The sequence below is a fragment of the Rhodococcus sp. OK302 genome (assembly GCF_002245895.1).
Lineage (GTDB): Bacteria > Actinomycetota > Actinomycetes > Mycobacteriales > Mycobacteriaceae > Rhodococcus_F.
Map to the genome: position 1 here is coordinate 1396921 of NZ_NPJZ01000001.1, position 26146 is coordinate 1423066.

Here is a 26146-nt window from a genome sequence, read left to right on the forward strand (position 1 = left end):
CCACTACACGCAGGAGGCTTCGCCATGACCAAGCCCACTACCAACAACTTCGGTATCGCGGTAGCCAGCGACGACGAGTCGTTGACCGCAGGTATTCAGGGACCGGTTCTGCTTCACGACCATTACCTGATCGAGAAGCTGGCCCAGTTCAATCGTGAGCGTGTCCCGGAGCGCATCGTGCATGCCAAGGGCGGCGGTGCATTTGGCGAACTCGTCATCACCCACGATGTCAGCAAGTACACCAAGGCAAATTTCCTGCAGCCCGGCAAGAAGACCGAGTCCTTGGTGCGTTTCTCGACCGTCGCTGGTGAGCAGGGTTCCCCCGATACCTGGCGTGACCCGCGTGGTTTCGCGATGAAGTTCTACACCGAGGAGGGCAATTACGACCTCGTCGGCAACAACACCCCGGTGTTCTTCATCAAGGACGCCATCAAGTTCCCCGACTTCATTCGATCGCAGAAACGTCTGCCGGGTTCGGGTCTGCGCGATCACGACATGCAGTGGGATTTCTGGACTTTGCGTCCCGAGACCGCACACCAGGTGACGTGGCTGATGGGTGACCGCGGTATCCCGAAGACGTGGCGCAACATGGACGGCTTCGGTTCGCACACGTACCAGTGGGTTAACGCTGCGGGCGAACGTTTCTGGGTGAAGTACCACTTCAAGACCGATCAGGGTATCGAGTTCCTGACCCAGGCCGAGGCCGACACTCTTGCGGGTACGGATCCCGATTACCACCGCGCAGATCTGTACAACGAGATCGAGGCCGGGAACTTCCCGAGCTGGACTCTCAAGGTCCAGGTCATGCCCGCCGACGAAGCCGAGGGCTACCGCTTCAACCCCTTCGACCTCACGAAGGTGTGGTCACAGCAGGACTACCCGCTGATCGAGGTCGGCAAGTGGACCCTCAACCGCAACCCGGAAAACTTCTTCGCGCAGATCGAGCAGGCGTCGTTCGAACCGTCGAATGTGGTGCCGGGCATCGGTTTCAGCCCCGACAAGATGCTGCTCGGCCGAGTGTTTTCCTACGCCGACGCGCACCGTTACCGCATCGGCACGAATTACGCAGACCTGCCGGTCAATGCTCCGAAGAACGAGGTGAACTCCTACTCGAAGGAGGGCGCCATGCGCTACAGCTTCAACTCTCCGACGACGCCGGTGTACGCACCCAACTCGTACGGCGGACCGCACGCCGATCCGTCGGTTGCCGGTGACGAAGGTCTGTGGTCGTTCGACGGCGAAGCAATTCGCGCCGGATACATCCAGCACGCCGAGGACGGAGACTTCACGCAGGCCGGAACACTCGTCCGCGAGGTTCTCGACGACGCCTCGCGTGAACGACTGGTCGGCAATATCGTCGGCCATGCGCTGGGCGGTGTCAGCGAGGAAATTCTGCTGCGCGTCTTCGAGTACTGGAAGAACGTCGACGCCGATCTCGGTAAGCGCGTCGAAGAGGGTGTACGCGCAGGTCAGTAGACCTGCTTGAAGATTCGGCTGTTGCGGGCCGCTGCAGAGGAAGTCCCTTTGCAGCGGTCCGTTTTTTCGTGTCCTACAGCAGTCCCCACCAATAAACCAGGCACGCGAGAATGAATTCGACAACGGTGTCCACGACGGTCCTCCTTCGCCACGACGTGCATTCCATGATCCGCGTCGACCGAAACTGTTTCGAGTGAGGCGCTGGCGGGCAGTCGATTCATACGAGTGTTCTTTTCGAGGTCAGGAGTTGGTCAGTCATGACGAGATTCGGCTACACGTTGATGACCGAGCAGGCCGGCCCGAAGGAATTGGTTCGGTATGCGGTGAGGGCCGAGACCATCGGCTTCGATTTCGAGGTTATGAGTGATCACTATTCCCCGTGGCTGAGCGCGCAGGGACATGCGCCGTATGCCTGGTCGGTTCTCGGTGCAGTCGCCTACGCCACCGAGTCGGTTGGGTTGATGACGTATGTGACATGCCCGACGGTTCGCTATCACCCGGCGGTCATCGCGCAGAAGGCCGCCACGATGCAGATTCTCGCCGACGGAAGATTCACCCTCGGGGTCGGGAGCGGCGAGAGCCTGAACGAGCATGTGGTGGGTGACGGGTGGCCATCCATCGACACGAGGCAAGACATGTTGCAGGAGGCCGTTGCGATCATTCGGGCGTTGCACTCCGGGGACGTGGTGAGTTGGAAGGGTGAGTATTTTGATGTGCAATCCGCTCGGATCTGGGATCTGCCCGAGATTCCCGTCCCGATCGCCGTGGCGATGTCAGGGGAGGAATCGGTTGAGAAGTTCGGGCCCATGGCGGATTGCCTCATTGGGGTGCAACCGGATTCGGATCTGATTCGACAGTGGAAGCACCTCCACAGTCGAGCTTTCGGGCTGGAGCCGGCACGACGATCCATCGCGCAGATTCCGATAGCGTGGGACTTCGACCGAGACGCCGCGATCACCCGAGCCTATGAGCAGTTCCGCTGGTTCGGCGGCGGTTGGTCCGTCAATTCGGAACTGCCGACTCCGGCAAGCTTTGCTGCGGCCACCCAGTTTGTTCGCAAAGAGGATGTGGCAGAGAGTATTCCGTGTGGTCCGGATCTGGATGCGATTGTGGATGCGGTGAGCAAATACGCCGATGCCGGCTTTACCGACATTGCCCTGCTTCAGATCGGCGGCGATACCCAGGATCGATTCTTCGACGAGGCTGCGAAGCCGCTATTGGAGGCGTTGCACGTCAGATTGGGTTGACGGTGAAGGTCAGTCGGGTGCCGCCGAGGGGGCTCTCATCGAGACGGGCCTGCCCGCGGTGCAGACCGGCTTGCTGTGCGACCAACGCCAATCCCAACCCGCTGCCGGTGTCGGCGGCGCCGGGTCCGCGTACGAAACGTTCGAACATCGACTCCCGGATGGATTCGTCTATGACAGTGCCGTTGTCGTCGACGATGATGACAGCCGAACCGGCACCTGTGCCGGAACTTACGGCGATATCGACCCGAGTGGCCCGTCCGTGCCTGACAGAGTTGGTAATGGCGTTGGTCAGGACCAACCGGATTCCGGCCGGGAACGCTTGAACCGTCAGATCTTCGGGACCGTCCAACGTAATCGCCGTCCCGCTGTGTAGTCGCCGGGCTTCATCGACGACGCGGTCGGCAAGCTCCACTAGATCGACCTGCTCGTATTCCGAGGTGTCCGCGACCTCCCCGAGTGCGAGCGTTTCCAGATCAGTGAGAGTGCGTTCGATCTGTCGTTGTGACACCAGCAGTTCGGCCGCGAGTTCGTTGCGCTGATTTTCGGTGAGTTCCAGCGTCGCAAGGACTTCCAGGTCGGTACGCATCGACGTCATGGGTGTGCGAAGTTCGTGAGCTGACACGCGGGCGAAATCTCGAGCCGATTCGAGAGCCTGCTTTGTTCGGCTGCGATCGAGTTCGATTCGACTGAGCATGCTGTGTATCGCTTCGGAGAGTTCTTCTGCCTCGCGGGTGCCCCGGACAGACGGCGCACGACGCGCAAGTTCCTCGGCATCGAGGTTGTTGCCGATCAAACTGGTCGTCTTCGTCAGTTCTTGGAGTGGACGCACGGCGCGGCCGGCGAGTACCCACCCGAGCCCTGCCGCAACAAGTATCGCGATAACAGCTGCGGCCGCGACTTGGAATGTTTGTTCTCGAATTGCCTGTGTCAGTGGATCTTCGGGAATGCTGACCGCCAGGGCGGCTCCACTGTCTCCGGGGAGGGGGATATCGCGAGTGCGGAAATCGGCAAGTGGTGCTGCGGGAATGGGAGTGGCGTCTGTGCCGGGTTCGGTGACGGCAGGGTCGGATATGGACGTCGCCGGTTCGGTTCGGATCGCGTATTCCGAGTTAGTGGCCATTTCAAGCGTAACGGAATCGAGAGTGCGATCCAGTTGGGCAGACCCATTGACGCGCAAGAAAACTACGAACGCAATACACACCGCGGCGATGACGATTGCAGCGGCCAGTCCGGAGGCGATCGCCACTCTCGACTGTAATGACAACGAACGCTTCATCGTTCGGCCCGCAAGACAAAGCCGACTCCGCGGACGGTATGGATCAGTCGAGGCGCGCCGTCAGCCTCGAGTTTCTTACGTAGATAGGTGACAAAGACGTCCACGACGTTGGTGTCGGCATCGAAGTCGTAGCCCCACACGAGGCGGAGGAGTTGAGGCCGGCTGAGCACGACCCCGGCATGTTCGGCGAGAACTGCGAGGAGATCGAATTCCCTTTTTGTCAGTTCGATTCGAGCGCCGTTCACATACGCGCGATGGCCGGGAAGGTCGACAGTGAGCGGGCCCACGGATATCGGACGTTCCGTCTGCGTCGCGGCATTTCCGGTGCGTCGCAACAACGCCCGTAGCCTGGCAACAAGCTCCGCCAACTCGAACGGTTTGGTGAGGTAATCGTCGGCGCCGGCTTCGAGTCCGGCAATGCGATCACCGACTGAACTTTGAGCGCTCAGAACACAAATCGGGACCTCGTTGCCGATGGCGCGCAAGGCAGTGACCACGCCGACGCCGTCGAGGCCGGGCATATTGACGTCGAGGACGATTGCCGACGGACAGCGCTTGCTCACGGCGGTAAGCGCAGATCGACCGTCGACTGCGGTGTCGGTCTCGAATCCCGAGAGGCGCAGTCCGCGTTCGAGGGAGGTCAGAACCTTGGCGTCGTCGTCCACGATCAGGATGCGTTCGGGTGTGCTCACCATAGCTATAGTGCCACCGGATTCTGCGCGACCTGCTCTCCGGTGACGATGCTCTCGCATTCTCATGAATCCCTAAGAGTTCGCTAACGAGCGCCGAGTTTTCCGCCAATAGGTTCGTTGGTGTCGAGGCAATCCGAGCCGCGACACCTGAACGAGGAGATCGCCATGGGCAAGACCATCATCACCACCACCCGCCGTCGAGTGGCCGTCGCTGCCGCCGGAATCGCCGCTGTCGCAGCGATCGCCGTGCCCGGCATTGCCTGGGCCAACGGCTCCGTCCCCGAGACCACACCGACTGTTGTCTCCACTCCCGCCGTGGAGATGGGCCAGGCTATTGAGACCGACGGGTGTGCCCGCGACCTGACCCCGGAAGATATCGACGCGCTGGTCGCGAAGGGTGAGCTCAGCCTGGCGGACAGCATTCCCGCAACCGCCACCGAAGCCTCGGTGATCGCCCCCGGTGCCGACGAGGGTGACAAGGCCGCGAGCTTTGAAGCGACGGACAGTAGCGTCACACTCGCAGTTTCCTGCTGATGAAAGTAGCTACGTAGCAATTTCTTTGAGTAGGAACGGTACGGCCGTGCCGAAATGAGGAAAGTCTGTCGGTAGCTCTTGCTACGTTCTGGAGCGGCCCCGACGCACGTGTCGGGGCGCGCTTCGGAAGGTGTTGTGCTTCATGGTTATGGGTCCCACCCACGCGATGTCCGGTGCTGCCGTTGGTCTGGTGGTTGCCGAACTCTTGCCGCTCGACTGGGGTGGGCCCACGTCCACTGCCGAGACTCTGACCTTTGCCGGGGTCTGTGCGGGCGCGGCGCTGCTTCCGGATCTGGACACCGGTCAATCGACTGTCGCGCGGTCGTTCGGGCCGATCAGCAAGGCCCTCGCGCAGGGTGTCGACGCAGTATCGGTGGCATTTTACCGCCTCACAAAAGGCAAGAAGGACGGCAAGCGGCGCGGCGGGCACCGGACGCTCACGCACACCGCACTGTTCGCGGCCGGCCTGGGCGCCGGAGTGTCAGCTTTGGTCGTGCAGTTCGGAAAGCCGGCCATCATCATCACTCTGTTCTTCTGTTTAGGGCTCGCGATCCGCGGACTGGCGGGCGACTTCGCGAAGGAGAAGGGCTGGCTGATCGTGTCGGCGATAGCCTTGGCGCTGTCTGCACTGACGTGGCAGTGGTATCCCAGCGAGGCGGGTTCCACCGGATTGGGTGTCGCGGTCGCGTTGGGTTGCGCGACGCATTGTCTCGGTGACGCGATCACCAAGGAAGGCGTGCCGTTTCTTGCGCCGCTCATTCCGTTAGGTGGTAAACGCTGGTGGGAGCAGCGCCTTCCGTCGTTCCTCTCGATTCGGGCCGGCGGCAACTTCGAGAAGATTCTGATCGGCCCGGCGCTCACGCTCTTGACGGTGTGGCTGATCGTCAAAGCTTTCGACGGTGCGCCGGAGGCGATCTACGCGGTGATTGGTTCGTAGGTTCCAGAAACCATTATTACGGAACCACTGGCATCGTAATCAAATCTGTTCTACGTTCGTCCCTGACGGAGACCGATTCGGCAGAGACGAGTGGGCAGTGGATCAAGACGCAAAGTTCGGTTCGGTAAGCAGACGCGGATTCCTCGCGGCCGGAGCCGGAGCAGTCGCAGTTGCCGGTGTTTCCTGGGCGCCGGCCGGAGCGGTTCCGTGGGGTCCGCAGTCCACGCTCGCCCCTCCGCCCGAGTTTCCGGCCGGCATTCCGCTCTCGCAGCAGGCGTACACCAACTGGTCCAAGGAAATTGTTCTCGACAGCGTCTGGACGGCAACCGCTCGAAGCGCGGATGACGTTGTGATTCTCTCGAACTGGGCGCATCAGCACGGGTACACGGTGCGGGCGCGCGGCACTATGCACGGGTGGAGTCCGCTGACCGTCGTACCCGGAGCATCGGTTGATCGTGTACTGCTCGTGGACACCATGGTCCATCTGAATTCGGTTGTAGTGCAGCATGGCGCGCCGTCTACCGTCACCGCCGGTGCGGGAGCCAGCATCGAGAAAATCCTCTCGGCGCTCCAAGCACAAGGACTCGGATGGGCCAATGCCCCGGCCATCGGGGAACTGTCCATTGCCGGAGCCCTCACGATCGGCGCGCACGGCGCTACCTACCCGGCTGCCGGCGAGACGATTACGCCAGGCCAGTCGTACGGCTCCCTGAGCAATCTCATCACCGCCATCACTGTGGTGGCTTGGGATGAATCCGAGAGCTGCTATCGATTACGCGAATTCACGCGTTCCGACTTCGAAAGCACCGCGTTCCTGACCCACCTCGGACGCACCTTCGTCACGTCCGTGACCTTGCAAGCTGGTGAGAACTACCGGCTGCGCTGCCAGAGTTTCACCGACATCCCCTGGCGGGAACTGTTTGCGCCTCCCGGCTCGCCGGGCCGCACCTACGAGAGTTTTGTCGAAGCCTCCGGGCGCGTCGAGGCAATCTGGTTCCCGTTCACAGAGACTCCCTGGCTGAAGGTCTGGACCCCGGCACCCGTCAAGCCTCCCGAATCGCGAGAAGTGTTCGGGCCGTACAACTATTTCTTCTCCGACGCGATCCCCGAAGAAGTGACCACGCCGCTGGGCATGGTGGCCAAAGGCTTGCAGGGCACTACGCCGGCATTCGGGGCCTCCCAGTTCGGCGCCGTCGCAGCAGGATTGGTGCTCACCGACACCGATGACCTGTGGGGCTGGTCCAAAGACGTCCTGTTCTACCTGCGGCACACGACGTTACGCGTCGTAGCCGGTGGTGGCGCCGTTATCACCAAGCGGTCCAACATCGCCCGCGTCGTCCACGAGATGACGAGTTGGCTGAACGAGCGGATGACGCACTACGCGTCAATGGGGCAGTATCCCGTCAACATGCCGTTCGAAGTGCGGTTGTGTGGTGTCGACGATCAAGGTGAAGTGATGGTCGACAGTGCCGGTGCGCCAGACCTTTCCGCAGTCCGTCCGCGCGCAGACCGCGGCGACTGGGACACTGCCATCTGGATGAACGTGGTGTCGATTCCCGGTACACCGGGACTGTCCGCGTTCCTGCGAGAAATGGAACGGTGGATGGTTGCGAACTACTCCGGCGGCTACGCCACCTTCCGGCCCGAGTGGTCGAAGGGATGGGCATTCACCGAAGATGCGGCGTATCAGGACGGTGAATTCCTCACTCGCACAGTTCCCGCCAGCTTCAGGGCTGGTAACGACGGAAATTGGGACTTCGCCCTCGCGACCCTCGACAAGTACGACCCGCATCGAATCTTCAGTAACTCGTTCATCGACCGGTTCATGCCCTGAAACTGACTGTTGCCCAGCTCGACGACAGAACTGGGCAACAGTCGGAAGAGGTTGTATCAGTTGCTTTCCGCGGCGACTGGCTTCTTGTCGATGACAACGTGGTCGAAACGATTGCCGTCGAAGCTCACGTCGAAAGCCTTACCGAAGCCGACAACGTAGCGCCCCTGTTTCGGTGTGAGGCGGAAGAGGTGGAAGTCCAGGGTGCGAAGGAGATCAACCATCTTGGCGTTTGTACGTGCCCCGAGGTTCTCGAACACGTCATCGTGTCCTTCTTCCACACACTCCGTGACGGTGCAGTCGAAGCGAGCTCGTTCGATGCCGAAGAGATTGGCAGATTCGCTCTCGCCCCCGTGGATCAGGACACAGGCAGTCTCTGCGTTGTGCAGGTAGGTGTAGTGATCCGCGATCTCACTCACGTAGACGTAGAGCGAATCCTGGTGAATGGCAAAAGGAACGATCGACAGGAACGGCTCGCCGTTCTGGTCCTTCGTCGAGATGACTACGGTTTTGCGCTCCGTGAGAAAGGTGCGGTAGGCGTCCAGAGCCTTTTTGTGTTCTGCATCGGACAGCATTAGTTCTCCTCGGGTGTGTACATCGGGATGGCGGGCTCGGCGACATTCCATTGCCGTCGAACCAGATGAATTCGGGGGCGCGCGGTGAGGGGATGCTCCTCCACCTCGGCTTCCATGCCGTACACGTCACGAATCAGATCGGGAGTCAGAACCTCACCGGGAGTTCCCTCGGAGACAACCTGTCCCGCTGAGAGGGCGACTATGCGATCACTGAACGTCGACGCCTGATTGAGGTCGTGCAGCACCATCAACACGGCAATTCCCAACGTGCGGTTCAACGACGTGACTACCTCGAGAACTTCGTGCTGATGAGCAATATCGAGGTACGTGGTTGGTTCGTCGAGGAGCAGAACCTGGGGGCGTTGGGCAAGCACCATCGCGAGCCACGCCCGCTGGGCTTCTCCGCCCGAGAGCTGTGAGACAAGCCGATCCGCCAGCTTCTTGAGCTCGGTATGAGCTAGGGCCCAGTCGACGGCCTCGCTGTCTTCTTCGGTGGGCCGCTGATACCAACGATGATGAGGGTGCCGCCCGTAGCCGACCAGTTCGCGCACCGTCATATCCGTTGGCGCCGTGTTCTTCTGGTTGAGCATTCCGATTGCCCGGGCCCGTCGACGCAAAGACCACGACGACATGTCGGATCCCTCGAGGCGCACAACTCCCGTGCGGGGCGAGAGCTGACCGCTCAGCGCTTTCATGACGGTCGATTTTCCCGACCCGTTGGGCCCGATGAGGGTGACAACCTCGTTTGATCCCACCGTCAGGGAAACGTTGTTCACCACGCGGTTTTCGCCGTAACAAACACTGACGTCGAGAGCTTCGAGCAGTGTCACTGCACTCTCTGACATCAGACGCCCTGCCTACGCATGAGGTAGAGGAAGTAGGGGGCGCCGATCGCCGCCATGATGATTCCGGCGGGAATCTCTGTGGGACTGAAAAGTGTTCGTCCCATCGTGTCGGAGACCAAGACAAGCAGGGCGCCGACCGCAATACTCATCGGGATGAGCACTGCGTGATTCGATCCCACGATCATCCGGGCGATATGCGGAACGACCAAGCCCACAAATCCGATGATCCCGACGGCGGCCACCGCGATCGCGGCCAGGAAGACAGCGACCAACGACAGCAGGATGCGGGTGAGGTTTACCCCTTCGCCCAGGTTGCGCGCGACGTCGTCGCCCAAGCGCATGATGTTCGCCGAACGAATGCAGAGGAGAGAGATCAGCAGCCCAATTATGGTGTAGGGCAGGATCATCCAGACAGAGTTCATACCTTTTGCGGCGAGGCTGCCGTTCATCCACTGGATTGCTGCGGGAAGTCGATCGCTGTAGCGAAGCGACAGGAATGCAATGAACGCACCGGCCAGTGCATTGACCGCGACTCCGGCCAGAATGATGTTCAGCGGCTTGATTCCTTCGCGACGCCACGCCAGTGCGTAAACGATTGTCGCGGCGATAGCGCCGCCGGCAAAGGCTGCAAAGGGAATCATCGAGCTGTAACTCGGTGCGGCCAGCAAAATTACGAGGACCAAGGCTGCGGCACCGCTGGTGACTCCCGTCAGACCGGGATCAGCCAGCGGGTTTCCCATCACTGTCTGAAGCAGCGCGCCCGACACCGCGATGCTCGCTCCCACCAGCAGGGCGAGCAGTACACGCGGCAACCGCACATCCCACAGAATTGTGCTGAGGGACGCGCTGTCGTTGCTGCCCGACAGAACCGCGATGATCTCGGCTGGGGAAATCTGCACACTGCCGAGGCCGAGGCTGACCAGCGCAACTATTCCGAGCAGAATCCAAGCAATGGGAAGTGCCCACTTCGCGCGCTGGCGAGTAGGTGCTGACGGAGAGTTGACGGGTTGCGCAGTCGGGGAGCTCACTGGTGGGGCGGTGGGGGAGCTCACGGGTAGAGGAGTTCGGTGAGCGTGGGGACGGCCTTGTCCAGCTGGCCGACCGAGGTGTAGCCGAAGGTCGAGTAGTCCAGAACGTGAATGCGATCGTTGGCGTAGGCGGGCAGGCTCTTCCAGGCAGCGTTCTTCGCGACCTCGGCGTCGAAGGCCGCTTGTCCCTCGGTGACGTTGCCCGATCGCAGGACGAGCACCACGTCCGGCGCTGCCGCGATGATGTTCTCCAGATTCACGGCGCTGTAGGTTTCCTTCACCCCGAGCGCTGACACCGCAATGTTGTCGGCACCGGACAGCTCGATGAGGCTACCCATGAACGAGTTGTTGTTCATCACCATGAAGGAATCCGTGGCGCCGATCAGAACCAGAACCTTCGGAGCATCGGTCGACGCGCCGGCTGTTGCAAGCGCTGTCTCGTTCGCATTCATCGATGCCAGAATTTTGTCGGCTTCGGTTTGCTTGTCGAAGGCTTCGCCCAACACCTCGACGGCGAGCTTCAGATCACCGAAGCTGTCGGTCTCGAGGAACGCTGCAGGTGTGGTGGTCGAGGCCAAGCTGGCTTCGATCGTGCTGCGCGAGGTTTCCGCCGCAATCACCAGGTCGGGGGAGAGCTTGATGATCTTTTCCACATCGGGAGCCATCGTCGAGCCGATGCGCGGCACGTCGTTGAGAGCGGCGGGAAGCTGCTGCGTCGTTGTCGACGGAACGCCGGCGACCGGAATTTCAAGCAGGGTGAGAACCTCGGCCAGGGGTACAGAGGCCGCTACCACGGTTTTCGGCGGAACTGCGGGGAACTGGGCGACCAATGCGGCAACTGCGGCGGCGCTCGCTGCCGAGGATGTGGTCTCGGAAGCTGCTGTGGTTTCCGCTGAGACGGAAGGGTCTGTGGAGCAAGCGGTTGCGCCGCCGACTAGGGCCAGACTGACAAGTAGTGACGCTATCGACGCGGGACGGTATCGCACAGCAGTGCACTCCTTGGTGAGAAACGAGGCCCGAAATTATGCCAGCCTAACCAAAATGAGGTTAGGCTAAACAGAGCGTCCAGTACTGTGCCTTAAATTGTCAAATCAGAAGTAAAGGGCGACCGGACGCCGGCGCGAGGGGAGTGAGCACCGCCTGTGCATAGTGAGCACCGGTTTCAGCGAACTGGAAGGGGTGCCCACTATGCAGAAACGGTGCTCACTTCGAGAATGAACGGCGGTGGTGCTACTTGCCGAGCATTGCCTGCAGGTCGTCGAGAACCAGGCTTGCACCTGTCGGGCCGAGGCCCATGAACCAGGTTTCGTCGTTGACCTCGGTTGCGCGGCCTTCCTTGACGGCATTCATGCTGGCCCACAGAGGTCCGGCAATCACGGTTGTCTGGCCGGTATCGGCAGGTTTTCCGAAGCTGGAGTAGAAGATTCGATCGCCCTCGGCTTGGGTGATGGTCTCTGGGCTGACCTCGACTGCCAATTCGTCGATGTCCTGGATTTCCGGTCGGGGAAGTCCGACGTCGTTCAGGATCACACCGATGAACGAAAGGTTGCCGTACAGGCGGAGTCTGCTGGACATGAAGCGCACCAGGGAGATGGTCGGTGAACCGTCGATCGACTCACGGACCTGATCGGCGTGTGTCTGGTAGTCGTTGAGGACCTGCTGCGCCTTTGTCTCCTCACCCAATGCGTCGCCGGTAAGGAGGAAGTTCTCCTTCCAGGGGAAGCCGGGGCGGATGCTGAAGACTGTCGGTGCGATCGCGGAAAGCTGCGGGTAGGACTTGTCCTGGCGCAACTTGCTGCCCAGGATCAGGTCGGGCTTGAGTGCGGCGATCGCTTCGAAGTTCAGACTGTTGACGGTGCCCACATCGGGAACTCCCGCCAGTTTGTCGGCGAGGTACGCCGGCTGACCGGTTGTGCTCTCCTGGCTGGCGATGCCGACCGGGGTGATGCCGAGTGTGAGGACTTGATCGAGCTCGCCACTGTCGAGAACGATGACGCGGGTCGGCTTGGCATCGAGGGTGGTCTCACCCAGTGCGTGCTTGACGGTGCGAGGGAACTCCCCGGGTGCAGCGTCACTGCCGAGCTTCGCCGTTTCCGAGTCGGCGGTGCTGAACAGTTTGCCGCCGGTTGCAACGTCGGTATTGCCGGTCGCGTTGCTGCCGGCGTCGGAAGTTCCGCAGGCGGTTGCGGCAAAAACGGTCGCCAGGGCGACCATGGCGATGCGGACCGAACGTCGGTTCCGGAGCGGAGAGCGTAAGTACATTAGGTTAGGGTATCCTTTCGACGAAAGTGGCTCGCAATTGCATCGAGTGCATGATTTCTCCCGTCGTTCGGACATCCTGACGCAATTCACCGTCACTGCGTCAGTGAACGTGTTAGCTTCGCGAAAGACCTGTGCAAGTAAGCGAAGACGCTGTAGTGAGGAATCCGATGACCCTGAACGTGGCCGATCTGTTCGAGGCTGTGGCCGATGCAATTCCTGATCGCACGCCGCTGATTCTCGAGGGTCAACGTTTCACCTATCGAGAACTCGAACTACGGGCCAACCGATTGGCGCATCACCTTCAGTCCGTCGGCGTCGAACCGGGGCAGCACGTCGGAATTCACATGCGGAACTGTGCGGAATACGTTGAGGCGCTGTTGGCTTGCATGAAGATCAGGGCCGTTCCGATCAACGTCAATTTCCGCTACACCGACGTCGAACTCGAGTACGTCTACACCAACTCGAAGATGGTGGCACTGCTGGTCGAGAGCGAGTTCGCACCGCTTGCACGTGCAGTCGTCTCAAAATGCCCAGCGATTCAGAACATTCTTGTCGTGGGGGACGAGTACGAAAGCGCCCTGGCTGCGGCGTCCGACCTACGGGATTTCGGTCCTCGCTCCGGCGACGATCATTTTGTCATCTACACGGGTGGCACGACGGGCATGCCCAAGGGCGTTGTCTGGCGCCAGGAAGATTTCTACCTCGCGGCACTCGGCGGCGCGAACTTCGGTGGTCCGCCGCTTCTCAGTGTCGAAGAAGTGGTTGCTGCAGCCGTTGCGAACACCAACCCTGTTGTGCTCCTGCTCATTCCGCCGCTCATGCACGGCGCCGCCATCTACTCACTTCTTGCCGCATTCCTGATGGCAGCGCCACGAGTGCTGACCCGAGGCTTCGATCCGGCTGACGTACCCCGACTCATTGAAGCTGAGAAGATCTCCGGAATCACGGTTGTCGGCGACGCCATCGCCCGTCCCATCGCCGATGCGATCGCGGCATCGGATGGCAAATACGATCTCTCGACGCTGAAGATGATCGGATCCGGCGGCGCGCTGTTCTCTTTGAACCTCAAGGAAGAATTGAAGGCCCGGTTCCCCGGCTTGGTCATCAAGGACACATTCGGCGCTTCCGAATCCGGCCATGACGGCGTCCTCGAATTCGGTGAGGACGGAATTCGACGAATTCGCTCCAACCCCAACATGATTCTGGTCGACGACGAGTTCCGTCGCATCGAGCCGGGATCCGACACCGTCGGCTACATCGCGAGGGTCGGGCATGTTCCCCTCGCTTACTTCGAAGATCCGGTGAAATCTGCCGCGACATTCCCCGTCGTCGACGGCGTCCGGATGGCTGTGCCCGGAGACATGGGCACGATCGAAGCAGACGGTTCGATCGTGCTGCTGGGCCGCGGTTCCATGTGCATCAACTCCGGCGGGGAGAAGATTTACCCCGAAGAGGTTGAGCAGGCACTGAAAACCCATCCAGCGGTTTTCGACGCTCTGGTTGCAGGGGCTCCCGACGCGCGATTCGGTGAAAAAGTTGCGGCCGTCGTTCAGGTCCGTCCTGGCTTCGAAGACGTCGAGCTCAATGACCTGTCCGAGCATTGCCGTATTCATGTCGCGGGGTACAAGATTCCGCGTTCGATCGTGCTGGTTCCGGAAATTCTGCGCTCCCCGAGCGGTAAAGCCGACTACCGCTGGGCGAAGGAAACCCTCGCGGAGACATCGTCGCTGGCGTGTAGCTGATTCGCGGTAGCAATGGGGAAAGTTTATGGTTGATTTTCCCCATTGCTGTTTACCGTGTCGGAGATGCAACTATGCCCAGGAACCAACTGACTTCGGTTGACTACGAATTGATCGGGGCCAATGTCGAAAACAGATCGACGGATGTTCTGACGATCTTCTTGTTCGATTCGGGTACGTCGATTCCTTTGGGTAAGTCGGAGTTACTGGAATTTCTCGGGGATCGAGCGTCGAAGATACCTGAATTGCGATGGACGCTCACCCGGGTTCCCGGCAGATTGAATTTTCCGTACTGGATCGACACGACACCGTTCGACATCGCCGATCATGTCGAGGATGACACCGAAATATCCTCCTGGGAAGGTGTTTTCCAATACTTCAGCGAGATTGCCGCACAGATCGTCGACCCCTACAAATGCCTCTGGCGACTGCATGTCATTCGAGGGATTCGTGACGCGCCTGGCGTGCAGGGTGAAGCCACCGCAGTGATTTTGAAGGCGTCACATGCGTTGGGTGACGGTCGTGTGTATAAAGCGATTGTTCAGGCTCTGTTCTCGTCGACGCCTCTTCCGGAGTTTGTTCCGGAACTGACAGCGCCCAACCCGTGGAGGTTGTCGCTCACAGGACTTCTCGCCACTCCGCGACAATATGTCCGCGCATTTCGCGCATTGCCGGAGACCAGGAAATACGATGCCCCCAATTCCGGTGGCGGCGCTGTGACGTTTTCGGGCAAGCGGTCAGCCGCCGCAATCAACCTCGACTTGAAGCAGATTCGAGACGTCAAGGGATTCTGGCCGGGAGCGACGGTCACCAGCATCGCCCAGGCAATTATTTCTTTTTCGTTGGAAGAGCGTTTCGGCGACAAGAGTCCGCGGTCCATGCAAGTGATGTCCGGAGCGCCGGCCGACGCCGATGTGCGCGGACAAAACCACATGGGTTGCTATCACATCGATTTGGCGATGGACAAGGAAGATCCCGCGGACCGAATCGTTGCCATCACGGAAAACAATGTGAAGGGCAAAGCCGGATTTCCCGACGCTTACCGAGCAGTGCGTGCGCTGCAAGACGCACTTCCGGCAATCGCAGTCAATCCGAAGCTCGCGAGTGAGCCGAAATTGGGGACTGTCGCGAGCAGTGTCAATCGCGGCCCGGCCACCATGACTCTGGGTGATTCCACAATCGTGCTGACCGCATCATTTCCATACGTGTCACCGCGGAGTCCGTTCAATCACGGAATTTATTCGGTAGGTGATGTGCTCACGATTTCGGTGATGAGCGGCACTCCGGATGCCGGCGATATCCGCGAATACGCGGCGATTCTGGAGGAAAACGCAGCCCGCGTGTTGGCGTGTCTCGAGAAGCAGAAGACTCGCTAAAGCCAGGGCTCGATCGGCTTTTTCACCCACATGATCTTCTCGTCGGGATGCGCTCGCTGCGATTCCGGCCTATCGGGGTGCTTCGACGCCCACTGATCCTTCTCGTTGATGAGCCCTGCCGCAATGGTCCAGGTCTCGCGGGTGCTCGGCGGGTTCGCGTCGGCCGCCCGAGCGAGCTTGCGCAACCGATCGTCGGGCATGTCCAGCAGTTCGGCGCCGGTGATCCCTCGATCCCACGCAAACTTGGCCAGCCCCAACGCCTTTTCTCGGCGACTGCGGCTGGCTATGTCATTGTGTGCGAAGTCCTCGTTCTTGCTCACTGTCACCACCTCCTCGAGTGCACGGTAGCGCACCCGGAAAAGTTCACAATTGAAAGGTCCGCAACAAAAGAAGGCACCTTCTCCTTGCGGAGAAAGTGCCTTCTTCAAGTTCTTCACTGTCGGGGTGGCGGGATTTGAACCCACGACCTCTTCGTCCCGAACGAAGCGCGCTACCAAGCTGCGCCACACCCCGTGTCGAACCTCGGTTAGCTTACAGCACGAAGTTGGCAGGTATTAAATCCGCTGGTCAGTTGCGTAAAACTGGTGCTTGTGACTGCGCATCACTGCGTGCCGACGAGTGTTCCGGTTCACGCCTCGGCGCAGGAATCAACGTCAACAAAGTTGCCTCGGGACGGCAGCAGAATCGCACCGGTGCCCACGGCGACGTTCCGATTCCCGCGGAGACGTGCAATTGGGTGTGAGCGCCCCACTTGGATGGCCCCTTGACCCGTGAGCGGTCCAACTCGCAGTTGGTCACCAATGCGCCGTAGAACGGCAGGCACAGTTGCCCACCGTGCGTATGGCCGGCGAGAACCAAGTCATAACCGTCGTCCGCAAACCGATCGAGTACGCGAGGTTCCGGGGAGTGTGTCAAACCGAGTTTCAAATCAGCCAGCGGATTGGGTGGCCCGGAGATGGTGTCGTAGCGATCACGCTTGAGATGCGGATCGTCGACACCTGCTGTTGCGATTTTGATGCCCGATACTTCGAGTTCGCGTCGTACGTGCGTGACGTCGAGCCAGCCGCGTTCGGTGAAGGCCGCACGCAGGTCTCCCCAGGGCAGGGGATCTCCGGTGATGCGCTTCTTCTTGTCGAAGATGTAGCTCAGCGGGTTCTTCGGCTTCGGAGCGAAGTAATCGTTGCTGCCGAAGACAAATAGGCCGGGACGTGCAAGAAGGTCGCCGAGCGCCTGCACAACTGCGGGGACACTGCGCTGATGCGACAGGTTGTCACCCGTGTTCACGACGAGGTCAGGATCGAGGCTCTCGAGTTCGCGAAGCCAGTTCTGCTTCAACCTCTGGTTCGGCATCATGTGCAGATCGCTGAGGTGGAGAACCCGTAGCGAGGACGAACCCGGTGCGAGTACAGGCATTGTCACCTCACGCAATGCAAAAGCATTGCGTTCGATGCCGGATGCGTACCCGATTCCGAGTGCAGCGACGCCCGCGGCACCAAGTGCGGTGCGGGTCAGATTGGTGCGGAACTGGTCAGACACCAGTCAAGGATATAACTAAGAGGACGGACGGTGCGGTGTGCGCGTAGCGTTTCACCCATGTCCGACACGACAGCAACGCTCAAAGACACCCTCCGTACCGACATGGTCGCATCCATGAAGGCAAAGGATCCGCTCCGCACCGCCACCCTCCGGATGCTCATGGCAGCAGTCCAGACCGAAGAGGTTGCCGGCAAGGAAGCACGGGTTCTCACCGACGAAGAAATCATCAAGGTTCTTGCCAAGGAATCGAAGAAGCGCGGAGAAGCCGCCGAAATTTACACCGAGAACGGCCGCGGTGAACTCGCCGCGAAAGAGCGCGCAGAAGCTCAGATCATCGACGAGTACCTGCCGACGCCGTTGACCGACGCAGAACTCGTCGACGTCGTCGATACCGCGATGGCTCAGGTATCCGAGGAACTCGGTGAGCGTCCGGGGATGCGTCAGATGGGCCAGGTCATCAAGGCGGCCAACGCTTTGGCCAAGGGCAAGGCGGACGGCGCACGTATCTCTTCTGCCGTGAAGTCGCGTCTGTAAACATCACTCGCAATCGAGAACGGCCGCTTTCCTCCTTAGGAGGAAAGCGGCCGTTCTTGTCAGCTGTGACTAGCGAGGTGGTGTCGCTGCCGGTGGCGTCTCGGGTGCCGGCGCATTCGGGGCCGGAGCTCGCACCGATCCGTCACTGATGTAGATCGTGATCGTGGAACCGGGGACTGCCGAACCCGACGGAGATGCGCCGGTTACCGTGCCGATTTGCGCATTGGACGCGGCTGTCACCGGGTTGACGGTGAAGCCTGATTCCTGCAGTCGGGACGTTGCTGCTGACTGGCTCAGCCCGACAACCTCGGGGACCTGACCGTTCTGAGATCCGTGTGCGTACTTCGGATCGATCGGAGGCAAGGCCGTCGGGCCGAAGTTGTTTGCCACCGGCATCATTGCCGCGAACCAACTTCGCGCAGGTTCGGTACCGCCGTACAGGTTGCCGCTGCCGCAGGGACGTAGCGGGCTCGAGCAGATTTCGCCCGGCGTCGGGGAGTCTCCGAAGATATAGACGGCGGCTGCGAGGTTGTTGGTGAATCCGAGGAACGCCGACGACTTGTGCGTCTCGGTCGTACCGGTCTTGCCGGACATCGGCAGGTTCCAGCCGGCGCTGCTCGCAGCACCAGCCGAAGTGCCGGCGCCGACGTCGTCACGGCTCAGGGCATTGGCGAGAGTATCGGCCAGGCCGGGCTCGACTACCTGCTCGCATCCCTGCTCGGTGACAGTGATCGGCTTGCCACTGCGGTCGACGACGGAGTCGATCGGACTGGGCGGGCACCACTTGCCGTGCGACGCCAAAGTTGCTGCGACATTGGACAATTCAAGTGGATTGATCCACGTGGGGCCGAGTGTGAACGAACCGAGATTCTGATCCTTCTGGAAGTCGGCCATGCTGCGTTCGTCGAACCCGGACGTGTTGGGCTCCGCGTACGAGCGCATACCCAGACGCACGGCCATGTCGACGGTCGGTGTCACACCCGTATCCACGATGAGCTTCACGAATGCGGTGTTGGGGACTGCGCAAGAGCATCCGTTACGGACAGCTTCGCCGGATAGTTGCCGACGTTCTCGACGCAGTATGTGGACACCGGGCATCCGGCCGCACCGCCGCTACCGAATCCCTTGGCGTCGAATCGTCGGGGAACGTCGAGGATGGAGTCGATGCCGAGGCCCTTTTCCATCGCTGCCGCAGTGGTGAACACCTTGAATACGGAACCCGCTCCGTCGCCGGAGAGCGAATACGGCTGAGCCTGAACAGTTTCACTGGCATCGGCGTCGAGACCGTAGGTTCGGCTGCTGGCCATCGCGAGAACCTTGTGTGAATCCTGGCCGGGGCGGATCACGCTCATGACATTGGCGATGCCGTCGAGGTTGGCCTTCGCGTTCGCGTTGAGACCGGCTTTCGTGGTCGCCTGAACCGTCGGGTCGAGAGTGGTCTTGATGAGGTAGCCGCCCTCGTTGATCTGGTCGCGGCTGATACCCGAGTCCGAGAGGTACTTGAGCGCGTAGTCGCAGAAGAATCCGCGGTCACCGGCTGCGATGCATCCGCGAGGCAAGCTGTTCGGGGTCTCGAGGACACCCAACGGCTCCGACTTGGCTGCCCGGAATTCGTCGGCGCGATCGGGAATGTTGGTGATCATCGTGTCGAGCACAGTGTTGCGACGCTCGGTGACGCCCTTGACGTTCGTGTACGGGTTCAAAGCCGAACTGGACTGAACCATGCCGGCGAGCATCGCGGCTTGCGGGACAGTCAGATCTGCGGCATTGACTCCGAAGTACGTCTGCGCAGCATCCTGGATTCCGAAGGAACCGTTGCCGAACGGCACCAGGTTCAGATACCGGGTCAGGATCTCGTCTTTCGTGAGTTCCTTGTCCAGGGTGAGGGCCATACGAATTTCACGGATCTTTCGAGCCGGAGTCGTTTCGATCGCGGCGCGGCGTTCGGCATCGGTTTTTGCGACGACCAACAGTTGGTAGTTCTTCACGTACTGCTGATCGAGCGTCGACGCGCCCTGCTGAACTTCACCGGAGGTGGTGTTGGTCAGGAATGCGCGCATGGTTCCCTGCCAGTCGACTCCCTTGTGATCGGGGAATCGCCGGTCCTCGATGGAGACGATCGCCAACTTCATGTTGTTGGAGATCTTGTCGCTCGGGACTTCGAACCGTCGTTGGTCGTACAGCCAGGCGATGGGGTGCCGGCTGAATCGACCATCGTCGAGACCGCGGGAACCGTACCTTCGACCAACTCCGCCGAGACATTGTCGACGGTATCCGCGGCTCGGTTGGATGCGAATCCCATCCCACCTGCTACGGGGAACATGATTCCGGCTAGCAGAACTCCGGCCAAAGCAGAGCTTCCGGCGAGCTTCGCCACTGTTTTTGCAATCGACACGATCTACAGAGTACGTGTGCCCACCTAGTGGACACGGTTCTAGAAATTTTTTTATGCACAAAACGTCCTGAACACCCGGTTTGTACTCCCGTACCAAAAAATGCGGTTGACCGTCTTGCGTCCAGGCGGTTCTTTACCTAAATTGTGTGAACGATGTGATCGACGTAACACTTGATCACGAATGTGTCTCAGCTTTCGTCGTGATAATCGCGAAGTCCGAGATGTTGCGCTGCTCGCCCCACGGCGACGGTCAGACTTTTGTAAAGGGGACCAGAATGTACACAGCCACCCCGAGTAGCCGTTTGGACGTCGAGCAAGCAGAGGCTCGCATTGCCTGGGTAACCCAGGCACGTTGCCGTGAGGTAGACCCCGATCAGCTATTTGTCCGTGGTGCTGCGCAGCGCAAGGCAGCAACTATCTGTCGGCATTGCCCCGTCCTCATGCAGTGCGGCGCCGACGCCCTCGACAATCGCGTCGAATTCGGGGTCTGGGGCGGCATGACTGAGCGTCAGCGACGCGCTCTCCTCAAGCAGCACCCCGACGTCGACTCCTGGTCCGAATTCTTCGAAGGCCAGCGTCAGCAGCATTCCGCAGTCTGAACTAACCCTTGCGGGTGAGCTGATCACCCACAGCGCGCAAGGCTTCGAGGTCGGAAACCTCGAACGGCAACGACGGAACACCGATCAACGGAACCCGTGGATGCGCTGCGGTGAATCGGCTGAGCAACCCCACCTCGCGCTTTGCAATAACCGCGCGATGAGCGTGAATACGCAAGACCGCCGCCGTCAATTCCTCCGCGTCGGTCGGATTCTCCTCGGCCTCGAGCTTGTCGGCAGCCGTCACCGCATGATCTGCTGGTAGAGCCGTCAGGGTCGGGTGCGTTCGGTTCAACACCAACCCCGCCAACGGCATCGAATCACCAGCTAGTCGATCGACAAAGAATGCAGCCTCCCGCAGCGCATCAGGTTCCGCAGCAGCGATCACCAAGAAATGGGTGCCAGGCTGGCGAAGGAGTTCGTAGGTCTTGGTGGCGCGCTCTCGGAAACCGCCGAACATCGAATCCAGCGATTGAACGAACGCCGACGCGTCGGAAAGCATCGCGCTGCCCACAATCGTCGACACACCCTTGAGCGCCAATCCCATGGCACCCGCTACCAGCCTGGTCAGGCCGCGCCCGGGTGCGGAAAGAAGGCGGATCATGCGTCCGTCGAGGAACGTACCGAGCCGCTGCGGCGCGTCGAGGAAATCGAGTGCATTCCGTGACGGAGGTGTATCGACGATAACGAGATCCCATTTGTCGTCCGACGCGAGCTGCCCCAACTTCTCCATTGCCATGTACTCCTGAGTTCCGGAGAACGATGTGGCAACGGTTTGGTAAAAGGGGTTCGCCAGGATCTGCTCGGCCTTTTCCGGGCTGGAATGCTCGATCACCATCTCATCGAAGGTGCGACGCATGTTCAGCATCATCGCGTGTAACTCGCCGGTGGCCTCCGGTCCGAGCTTCACCGGTTGTGGTGTGTTGCCGAGTTCCTCGACGCCGAGTGCTTGCGCCAGACGCCTCGCCGGATCGATCGTGAGGACGACGACGCGTCGACCTTGCTCCGCTGCCCTCAGCGCCAACGACGCCGCCGTCGTGGTCTTCCCGACGCCGCCCGCGCCGCAGCACACCACGATTCGTGACGTCGGATCGTTGATGATCGCGGAAATGTCGAGCACCGGGGCACTGCGACGCCCGGTGCGGCCACTGCTGTTCATGACGTTTTCGGCGGATTCAGTGGTTTCGGTCATCGGACACCTTGTTCCATGAGGTACTCGGCCAACTCGTACAACCCGCCCAAATCGACGCCGTCGGCAAGTGCCGGCAATTGCATACGCGCGCCGTCGATCTCACGCAGTTTCTCCGCACTGGCTTCCTGAGCCTCGAGTACCGAGGCATGCTCGATCGTTTCTGTCAGCAGGCCGGCGAAGTCGTCGTCGGACAGATCCAGACCGACACCGGAGAGCGTCGACCGGATTGCGTCCGCATCGATGTTTCCGGTCGCAGCATCGGCAAGGGTGCCTTCGGGCAGGAAAGTGGGGCTCGCGCGATTGACGATGACGGCCCCGAGATTGAGATCGTCGCGGGCCAGTTCCGCCGCGGCATCTGCAGTTTCCTGCACCGGTAGAGCCTCGAGCAAGGCAACCAGATGCACCACGGTCTCGGGTGAATGCAGCAACCGCACAACGCCCTCGCTCTGCGAATGCACCGGTCCGCCCTTCGCCAGGTCGGCCATCGCCTTCGTGACGTCGAGGAAACTGCCGATCCGGCCCGTCGGCGGAGCGTCGACGACGACGGCGTCGTACACCCGCTTGCCAGTCCGGTCGGTGCGGATCACGCACTCCTTGATCTTGCCGGTGAGCAGCACGTCCCGTAGACCCGGAGCGATGGTGGTGGCGAACTCGATGGCCCCGAACCTACGCATCGCGCGTCCTGCAAAGCCCAGGTTGTAGAACATCTCGAGGTATTCGAGGAACGCGGTCTCGATGTCCACGGCCAGGGCCATTACGACGCCACCGCCCTCGGCGGCAGCGACCTTGGTTTCCTGAGGCGGTAGAGGCGGCACGTCGAAGAGCTGCGCAATTCCCTGGCGACCCTCCACTTCCACCAGCAACACGCGTCGACCGCCTTCGGCCAACGCGAGCGCCAACGCGGCAGCTACCGTCGACTTACCGGTTCCGCCTTTGCCCGACACAAAATGCAAGCGGGCCTTCGATGCAGACTCCGGCCAGGTCTTGCTCAGCTCATCTTGGGATGCAACCACACCGCGAGCCTATAAGTCTGGGACCGAACTTGTGCGCGGGATAGGCTCACCGCATGAGTGAAACGACTTCCTGGGAATACACCGTTACCCCGCTTCTGGTCCACAATCCGAAGGCCATCCTCGACAACTGGGGTGTCGACGGATGGGAACTGGTTACCGTACTGCCGAGCGCGTCGGGCGAGCAGCACGTCGCGTACCTCAAGCGTCCGAAGGGCTGAAGTACATGAGTGAGGCACCACAGACCTGGTCAGCGCGTCTGGCCGAGCTCGGCATCGAGCTTCCCGCAGTTGCCGCACCGGTTGCGGCGTACGTCCCGGCCGTTCGTACGGGCGATCACGTTTACACGTCCGGGCAGTTGCCGTTCGTGGACGGAAAATTGTCGCTGACGGGCAAACTCGGTGCGGGCGTGTCGGAAGCAGATGCGAAGGTTGCCGCGCGTGTCTGCGCGCTCAACGCACTTGCTGCTGTCGACGCGCTGGTGGGCATCGACAATGTCGTTCGAGTCGTCAAGGTCGTCGGCTACGTTGCGTCCGCCGAAGGATTCACCGGTCAGCCCGGCGTGATCAACGGTGCGTCCGAATTCTTCGGTGAGGTCTTCGGTGACGCGGGCATTCACGCCCGTGCTGCTGTCGGTGTTGCAGAACTTCCCCTCGGTGCAGCCGTCGAGGTGGACATGATCGTCGAAGTTCGCTGATGGCAACGGTTCACCCCGCCTACGCGCAGCTTCGCGCCGTCACCGACATTGCGTCGGTCATGCTCGAAAACAACCCGGGCATGATGACGCTCGACGGCACCAACACATGGATTTTGCAGCTACCGGGCAATGCCGACTGTGTTGTCGTCGATCCCGGTGACAATGACGAAGAACATCTGCACCGTGTGGCCGGAACCGGTCGGGTTGTGTTGACGTTGATCACGCACCGGCATTTCGATCACACCGGCGGGGTGGGCCGTTTTCACGAATTAACCTCGGCACCAGTGCGTTCCGTGGATCCGGAGTTTTTGCGCGGTAGCGGTACGACGCTTGTCGACGGCGAAGTCATCGAGGTTGCCGGGCTGAGATTGCGGATCGTCGCAACTCCCGGCCATACTGCCGATTCCGTATCGATCGTGATCGAAAACGATGGCAGCGTGCTTACCGGCGATACAATCCTCGGCCGCGGCACAACGGTTCTCGACGATTCCGACGGCGATCTGGGGGACTACCTCACCTCGCTGCGCGCACTCATCGAACTCGGTGACGGGCGAACGGTATTGCCCGGTCATGGTCCGGAACTGCCTGATTTGCAAGAGATTTCGCAGAAGTATCTTGCTCACCGCGAAGAGCGGCTCGATCAGGTGCGAGCGGCGTTGGTGACGCTCGGTGATTCGGCATCTGTCCGAGATGTTGTCGAACATGTCTATTCGGACGTCGACCCCAAGCTGTGGCCGGTTGCCGAGAAATCCGTGAACGTGCAGTTGGCGTATTTGCGCCGCTGAACCTTTGCAGTAGCCCCTGCCGCCAGCTATGCCTATTAAGGCATGGCTGGCGGCAGTTTTTGCATTTGTTCGACATGGGATGCAGGTCAATAGTTGGTCCATGACCACACACTGCGACGGATGGATCCGCAACTACGTGGATGGCGCGTATGTCGAACCGGACGAGTCATCGAGCTTCGAGCAGGTAGACCCCGCAACGGGCCGTGTTCTCGCCCGGGTCCACGAGGCCGACCGCGCGCTGGTTGATCGGGCTGTGACCTCGGCCAGGCGGGCCTTGGACAACGGCTGGGCGGATACACCGGTGGGGGAGCGAACTGCATTGTTGCGCCGCGCGGCCGACCGGATCGAGGAGCGGTTCGAGGAGTTTGTTGCTGCCGAGATGGCAGATACCGGGAAGCCCATCACACAGGCTCGGTCTTTGGACGTCGCTCGCGCCGTATCGAACTTTCGGGCATTCGCCGACATCGTGGCTGCGGCCGGGCAGGAATCGTTTGTCACGGACCTAGCCGGAGGCAAGCAGGCCCTGAATTATGCGATCCGTAAGCCGCTCGGCGTGGTCGCTGTCATCGTGCCGTGGAACCTGCCGCTGCTTCTTTTGACGTGGAAAGTTGCACCGGCCCTCGCCTGTGGAAACTCCGTGGTGGTCAAGCCGTCCGAAGAAACCCCAGCCACAGCGTCGTTGCTGGCAGAGGTGCTCGAAGAGGTGGGCCTGCCGGCCGGCGTGTACAACGTCGTTCACGGCTTCGGCGCCAACTCGGCCGGCGAGTTCCTCACTACACATCCCGGTATCAACGGTGTCACCTTCACCGGCTCATCGGCAACGGGATCTCACGTCATGAAAACAGTTGCGCCACGGGTTCTCCCGGTCTCCTTCGAACTGGGTGGCAAGAACGCCGCAATCGTGTTCGACGATGTCGACATCGACGAAGCACTGACCGGCCTCACCAAATCGGTATTCACAAATACCGGACAGGTCTGTCTCTGTACTGAGCGAGTCTACGTGCACCGCAACATTTTCGACGATATTGCCGGCGGGCTCGTCGAGCGGGCGCAGGAATTGCGTCTCGGCGATCCGACGCTCGACGCGACCACAACCGGCCCGCTGATCTCGCAGGCTCATCGCAAGAAGGTCCTCGACTACTTCGAGATCGCGCAGCAAGGGGGAGCGAAAGTTCTCACCGGTGGCGGCATTCCAGACCTCGGCGAAGCGCTGGCCGGTGGATCCTGGATCGAACCCACACTGTGGACCGGCCTGACCAACAAGGACCGCGCAGTACGCGAGGAAATCTTCGGACCCGTTGCCGCGCTCATACCGTTCGACACCGAGGCAGAGGCTATTGCTTTGGCCAACGACACCGAATACGGGCTGGCCGCATCCGTGTGGACCAACGATCTGCGCCGCGGACATCGCGTTGCCCAGAAGATGAACGTCGGAATCTCCTGGGTCAATACCTGGTTCACCCGTGAACTGCGTTCTCCGTTCGGCGGATCGGGTCTTTCCGGGATCGGCCGCGAGGGTGGAGAATCCTCGCTGCACTTCTATACCGAACCCACCAACGTGTGCGTGCAGCTGTGAATATCGA

At 60.7% G+C, this 26146-nt stretch carries 24 protein-coding genes, 1 tRNA gene and 1 pseudogene; 13 read left to right on the forward strand and 13 right to left on the reverse strand.

Translation table 11 applies throughout. The features are described 5' to 3' along the window. Nucleotides 1–24: 24 nt before the first annotated feature. Together BDB13_RS06305 and BDB13_RS06310 are read left to right on the forward strand one after the other, a co-directional pair. A complete protein-coding gene (locus BDB13_RS06305; RefSeq protein ID WP_094270892.1) occupies nucleotides 25–1476 on the forward strand; it encodes a catalase in 1452 nt (483 codons plus the stop codon). Nucleotides 1477–1733: 257 nt separating this feature from the next. Continuing rightward, nucleotides 1734–2723, forward strand: coding sequence for an LLM class F420-dependent oxidoreductase (locus BDB13_RS06310; protein WP_094270893.1), 990 nt, complete (start codon nucleotides 1734–1736; stop codon nucleotides 2721–2723). Here BDB13_RS06310 and BDB13_RS06315 read toward each other — a convergent pair. Together BDB13_RS06315 and BDB13_RS06320 are read right to left on the reverse strand one after the other, a co-directional pair. After that, nucleotides 2710–3969 (reverse strand): sensor histidine kinase, encoded by a 1260-nt coding sequence (locus BDB13_RS06315; RefSeq protein WP_254922731.1) that lies wholly within the window; start codon nucleotides 3967–3969, stop codon nucleotides 2710–2712. The two genes, BDB13_RS06310 and BDB13_RS06315, sit on opposite strands and share 14 nt — an antisense overlap. 26 nt (nucleotides 3970–3995) lie before the next feature. Then, on the reverse strand, nucleotides 3996–4694 hold the full coding sequence (locus BDB13_RS06320) for a response regulator transcription factor (protein WP_176459534.1): 699 nt from the start codon (nucleotides 4692–4694) through the stop codon (nucleotides 3996–3998). A 162-nt stretch (nucleotides 4695–4856) separates the two neighbouring features. Between BDB13_RS06320 and BDB13_RS06325 the strand changes: the two genes are divergently transcribed. The 3 genes from BDB13_RS06325 (at nucleotide 4857) to BDB13_RS06335 (ending at nucleotide 7996) form a co-directional block, all read left to right on the forward strand. Then, on the forward strand, nucleotides 4857–5225 hold the full coding sequence (locus BDB13_RS06325) for a hypothetical protein (RefSeq protein WP_094270895.1): 369 nt from the start codon (nucleotides 4857–4859) through the stop codon (nucleotides 5223–5225). A gap of 142 nt (nucleotides 5226–5367) precedes the next feature. Then, complete coding sequence (locus BDB13_RS06330) at nucleotides 5368–6162, forward strand: metal-dependent hydrolase (protein ID WP_094270896.1); 795 nt, start codon at nucleotides 5368–5370, stop codon at nucleotides 6160–6162. Nucleotides 6163–6259: 97 nt separating this feature from the next. Then, entirely contained in the window at nucleotides 6260–7996 is a 1737-nt protein-coding gene (locus BDB13_RS06335) for a cholesterol oxidase substrate-binding domain-containing protein (RefSeq protein WP_094270897.1), read from the forward strand. 56 nt (nucleotides 7997–8052) lie between these two features. Here the strand turns inward: BDB13_RS06335 and BDB13_RS06340 are convergent, their stop codons facing one another. The 5 genes from BDB13_RS06340 to BDB13_RS06360 all read right to left on the reverse strand — a co-directional run bounded on the left by BDB13_RS06340 (nucleotide 8053) and on the right by BDB13_RS06360 (nucleotide 12703). Further along, nucleotides 8053–8568 (reverse strand): pyridoxamine 5'-phosphate oxidase family protein, encoded by a 516-nt coding sequence (locus BDB13_RS06340; protein ID WP_176459535.1) that lies wholly within the window; start codon nucleotides 8566–8568, stop codon nucleotides 8053–8055. Further along, complete coding sequence (locus tag BDB13_RS06345) at nucleotides 8568–9413, reverse strand: ABC transporter ATP-binding protein (protein WP_094270899.1); 846 nt, start codon at nucleotides 9411–9413, stop codon at nucleotides 8568–8570. Before BDB13_RS06345 ends, BDB13_RS06340 begins: the two co-directional genes overlap by 1 nt. Then, entirely contained in the window at nucleotides 9413–10441 is a 1029-nt protein-coding gene (locus tag BDB13_RS06350) for a FecCD family ABC transporter permease (protein WP_094274716.1), read from the reverse strand. The genes BDB13_RS06345 and BDB13_RS06350 overlap by 1 nt, the downstream gene beginning before the upstream one ends. Nucleotides 10442–10461: 20 nt before the next feature. Next, nucleotides 10462–11427 (reverse strand): ABC transporter substrate-binding protein, encoded by a 966-nt coding sequence (locus BDB13_RS06355; RefSeq protein ID WP_094270900.1) that lies wholly within the window; start codon nucleotides 11425–11427, stop codon nucleotides 10462–10464. 244 nt (nucleotides 11428–11671) lie between these two features. Then, nucleotides 11672–12703, reverse strand: a complete 1032-nt coding sequence (locus tag BDB13_RS06360; protein ID WP_094270901.1) for an ABC transporter substrate-binding protein — start codon at nucleotides 12701–12703, stop codon at nucleotides 11672–11674. A 167-nt stretch (nucleotides 12704–12870) separates the two neighbouring features. Here BDB13_RS06360 and BDB13_RS06365 point away from each other — a divergent pair, with 167 nt between their 5' ends. Both BDB13_RS06365 and BDB13_RS06370 read left to right on the forward strand, forming a co-directional pair. Beyond that, on the forward strand, nucleotides 12871–14445 hold the full coding sequence (locus tag BDB13_RS06365; protein WP_094270902.1) for an acyl-CoA synthetase: 1575 nt from the start codon (nucleotides 12871–12873) through the stop codon (nucleotides 14443–14445). Between the two features lie 71 nt (nucleotides 14446–14516). After that, nucleotides 14517–15818 carry a wax ester/triacylglycerol synthase domain-containing protein gene (locus BDB13_RS06370; protein WP_094270903.1) on the forward strand — a complete coding sequence of 434 codons (1302 nt, stop codon included), beginning with the start codon at nucleotides 14517–14519 and terminating at the stop codon, nucleotides 15816–15818. On the opposite strand, the gene BDB13_RS06375 is transcribed toward BDB13_RS06370, so the two are convergent. From BDB13_RS06375 to BDB13_RS06385, 3 genes are all read right to left on the reverse strand, one after another. After that, nucleotides 15815–16138, reverse strand: a complete 324-nt coding sequence (locus tag BDB13_RS06375; protein WP_141210618.1) for a hypothetical protein — start codon at nucleotides 16136–16138, stop codon at nucleotides 15815–15817. The genes BDB13_RS06370 and BDB13_RS06375 overlap by 4 nt on opposite strands. Nucleotides 16139–16257: 119 nt before the next feature. After that, nucleotides 16258–16331, reverse strand: a tRNA-Pro gene (locus BDB13_RS06380). Between the two features lie 54 nt (nucleotides 16332–16385). Further along, nucleotides 16386–17354 carry a metallophosphoesterase gene (locus BDB13_RS06385; protein WP_094270905.1) on the reverse strand — a complete coding sequence of 323 codons (969 nt, stop codon included), beginning with the start codon at nucleotides 17352–17354 and terminating at the stop codon, nucleotides 16386–16388. A 57-nt stretch (nucleotides 17355–17411) separates the two neighbouring features. Here BDB13_RS06385 and BDB13_RS06390 point away from each other — a divergent pair, with 57 nt between their 5' ends. After that, a complete protein-coding gene (locus tag BDB13_RS06390; RefSeq protein ID WP_094270906.1) occupies nucleotides 17412–17888 on the forward strand; it encodes a GatB/YqeY domain-containing protein in 477 nt (158 codons plus the stop codon). 69 nt (nucleotides 17889–17957) lie between these two features. Here BDB13_RS06390 and BDB13_RS06395 read toward each other — a convergent pair. Further along, nucleotides 17958–20265: pseudogene (locus BDB13_RS06395) on the reverse strand (penicillin-binding protein). 293 nt (nucleotides 20266–20558) lie between these two features. On the opposite strand from BDB13_RS06395, the gene BDB13_RS06400 reads away from it, so the two are divergent. Beyond that, nucleotides 20559–20882 carry a WhiB family transcriptional regulator gene (locus tag BDB13_RS06400; RefSeq protein WP_094274717.1) on the forward strand — a complete coding sequence of 108 codons (324 nt, stop codon included), beginning with the start codon at nucleotides 20559–20561 and terminating at the stop codon, nucleotides 20880–20882. A gap of 1 nt (nucleotide 20883) precedes the next feature. Here BDB13_RS06400 and BDB13_RS06405 read toward each other — a convergent pair whose 3' ends face one another. Continuing rightward, nucleotides 20884–22038, reverse strand: coding sequence for an ArsA family ATPase (locus tag BDB13_RS06405; protein ID WP_094274718.1), 1155 nt, complete (start codon nucleotides 22036–22038; stop codon nucleotides 20884–20886). Between the two features lie 29 nt (nucleotides 22039–22067). Beyond that, nucleotides 22068–23084 (reverse strand): ArsA family ATPase, encoded by a 1017-nt coding sequence (locus BDB13_RS06410; protein WP_094270907.1) that lies wholly within the window; start codon nucleotides 23082–23084, stop codon nucleotides 22068–22070. Between the two features lie 53 nt (nucleotides 23085–23137). On the opposite strand from BDB13_RS06410, the gene BDB13_RS06415 reads away from it, so the two are divergent. From BDB13_RS06415 to BDB13_RS06430, 4 genes are all read left to right on the forward strand, one after another. Further along, nucleotides 23138–23302 carry a hypothetical protein gene (locus BDB13_RS06415; RefSeq protein ID WP_094270908.1) on the forward strand — a complete coding sequence of 55 codons (165 nt, stop codon included), beginning with the start codon at nucleotides 23138–23140 and terminating at the stop codon, nucleotides 23300–23302. A 5-nt stretch (nucleotides 23303–23307) separates the two neighbouring features. Then, the gene (locus BDB13_RS06420) at nucleotides 23308–23778 is read left to right on the forward strand and encodes a RidA family protein (protein WP_094270909.1); all 471 of its coding nucleotides are present in this window, start codon (nucleotides 23308–23310) and stop codon (nucleotides 23776–23778) included. Further along, nucleotides 23778–24563: an MBL fold metallo-hydrolase gene (locus BDB13_RS06425; protein WP_094270910.1), complete on the forward strand. Its 786-nt coding sequence runs from the start codon at nucleotides 23778–23780 to the stop codon at nucleotides 24561–24563. The genes BDB13_RS06420 and BDB13_RS06425 overlap by 1 nt, the downstream gene beginning before the upstream one ends. Nucleotides 24564–24663: 100 nt before the next feature. Next, entirely contained in the window at nucleotides 24664–26139 is a 1476-nt protein-coding gene (locus tag BDB13_RS06430) for a 2-hydroxymuconic semialdehyde dehydrogenase (protein ID WP_094270911.1), read from the forward strand. The last annotated feature ends 7 nt before the right edge of the window (nucleotides 26140–26146 follow it).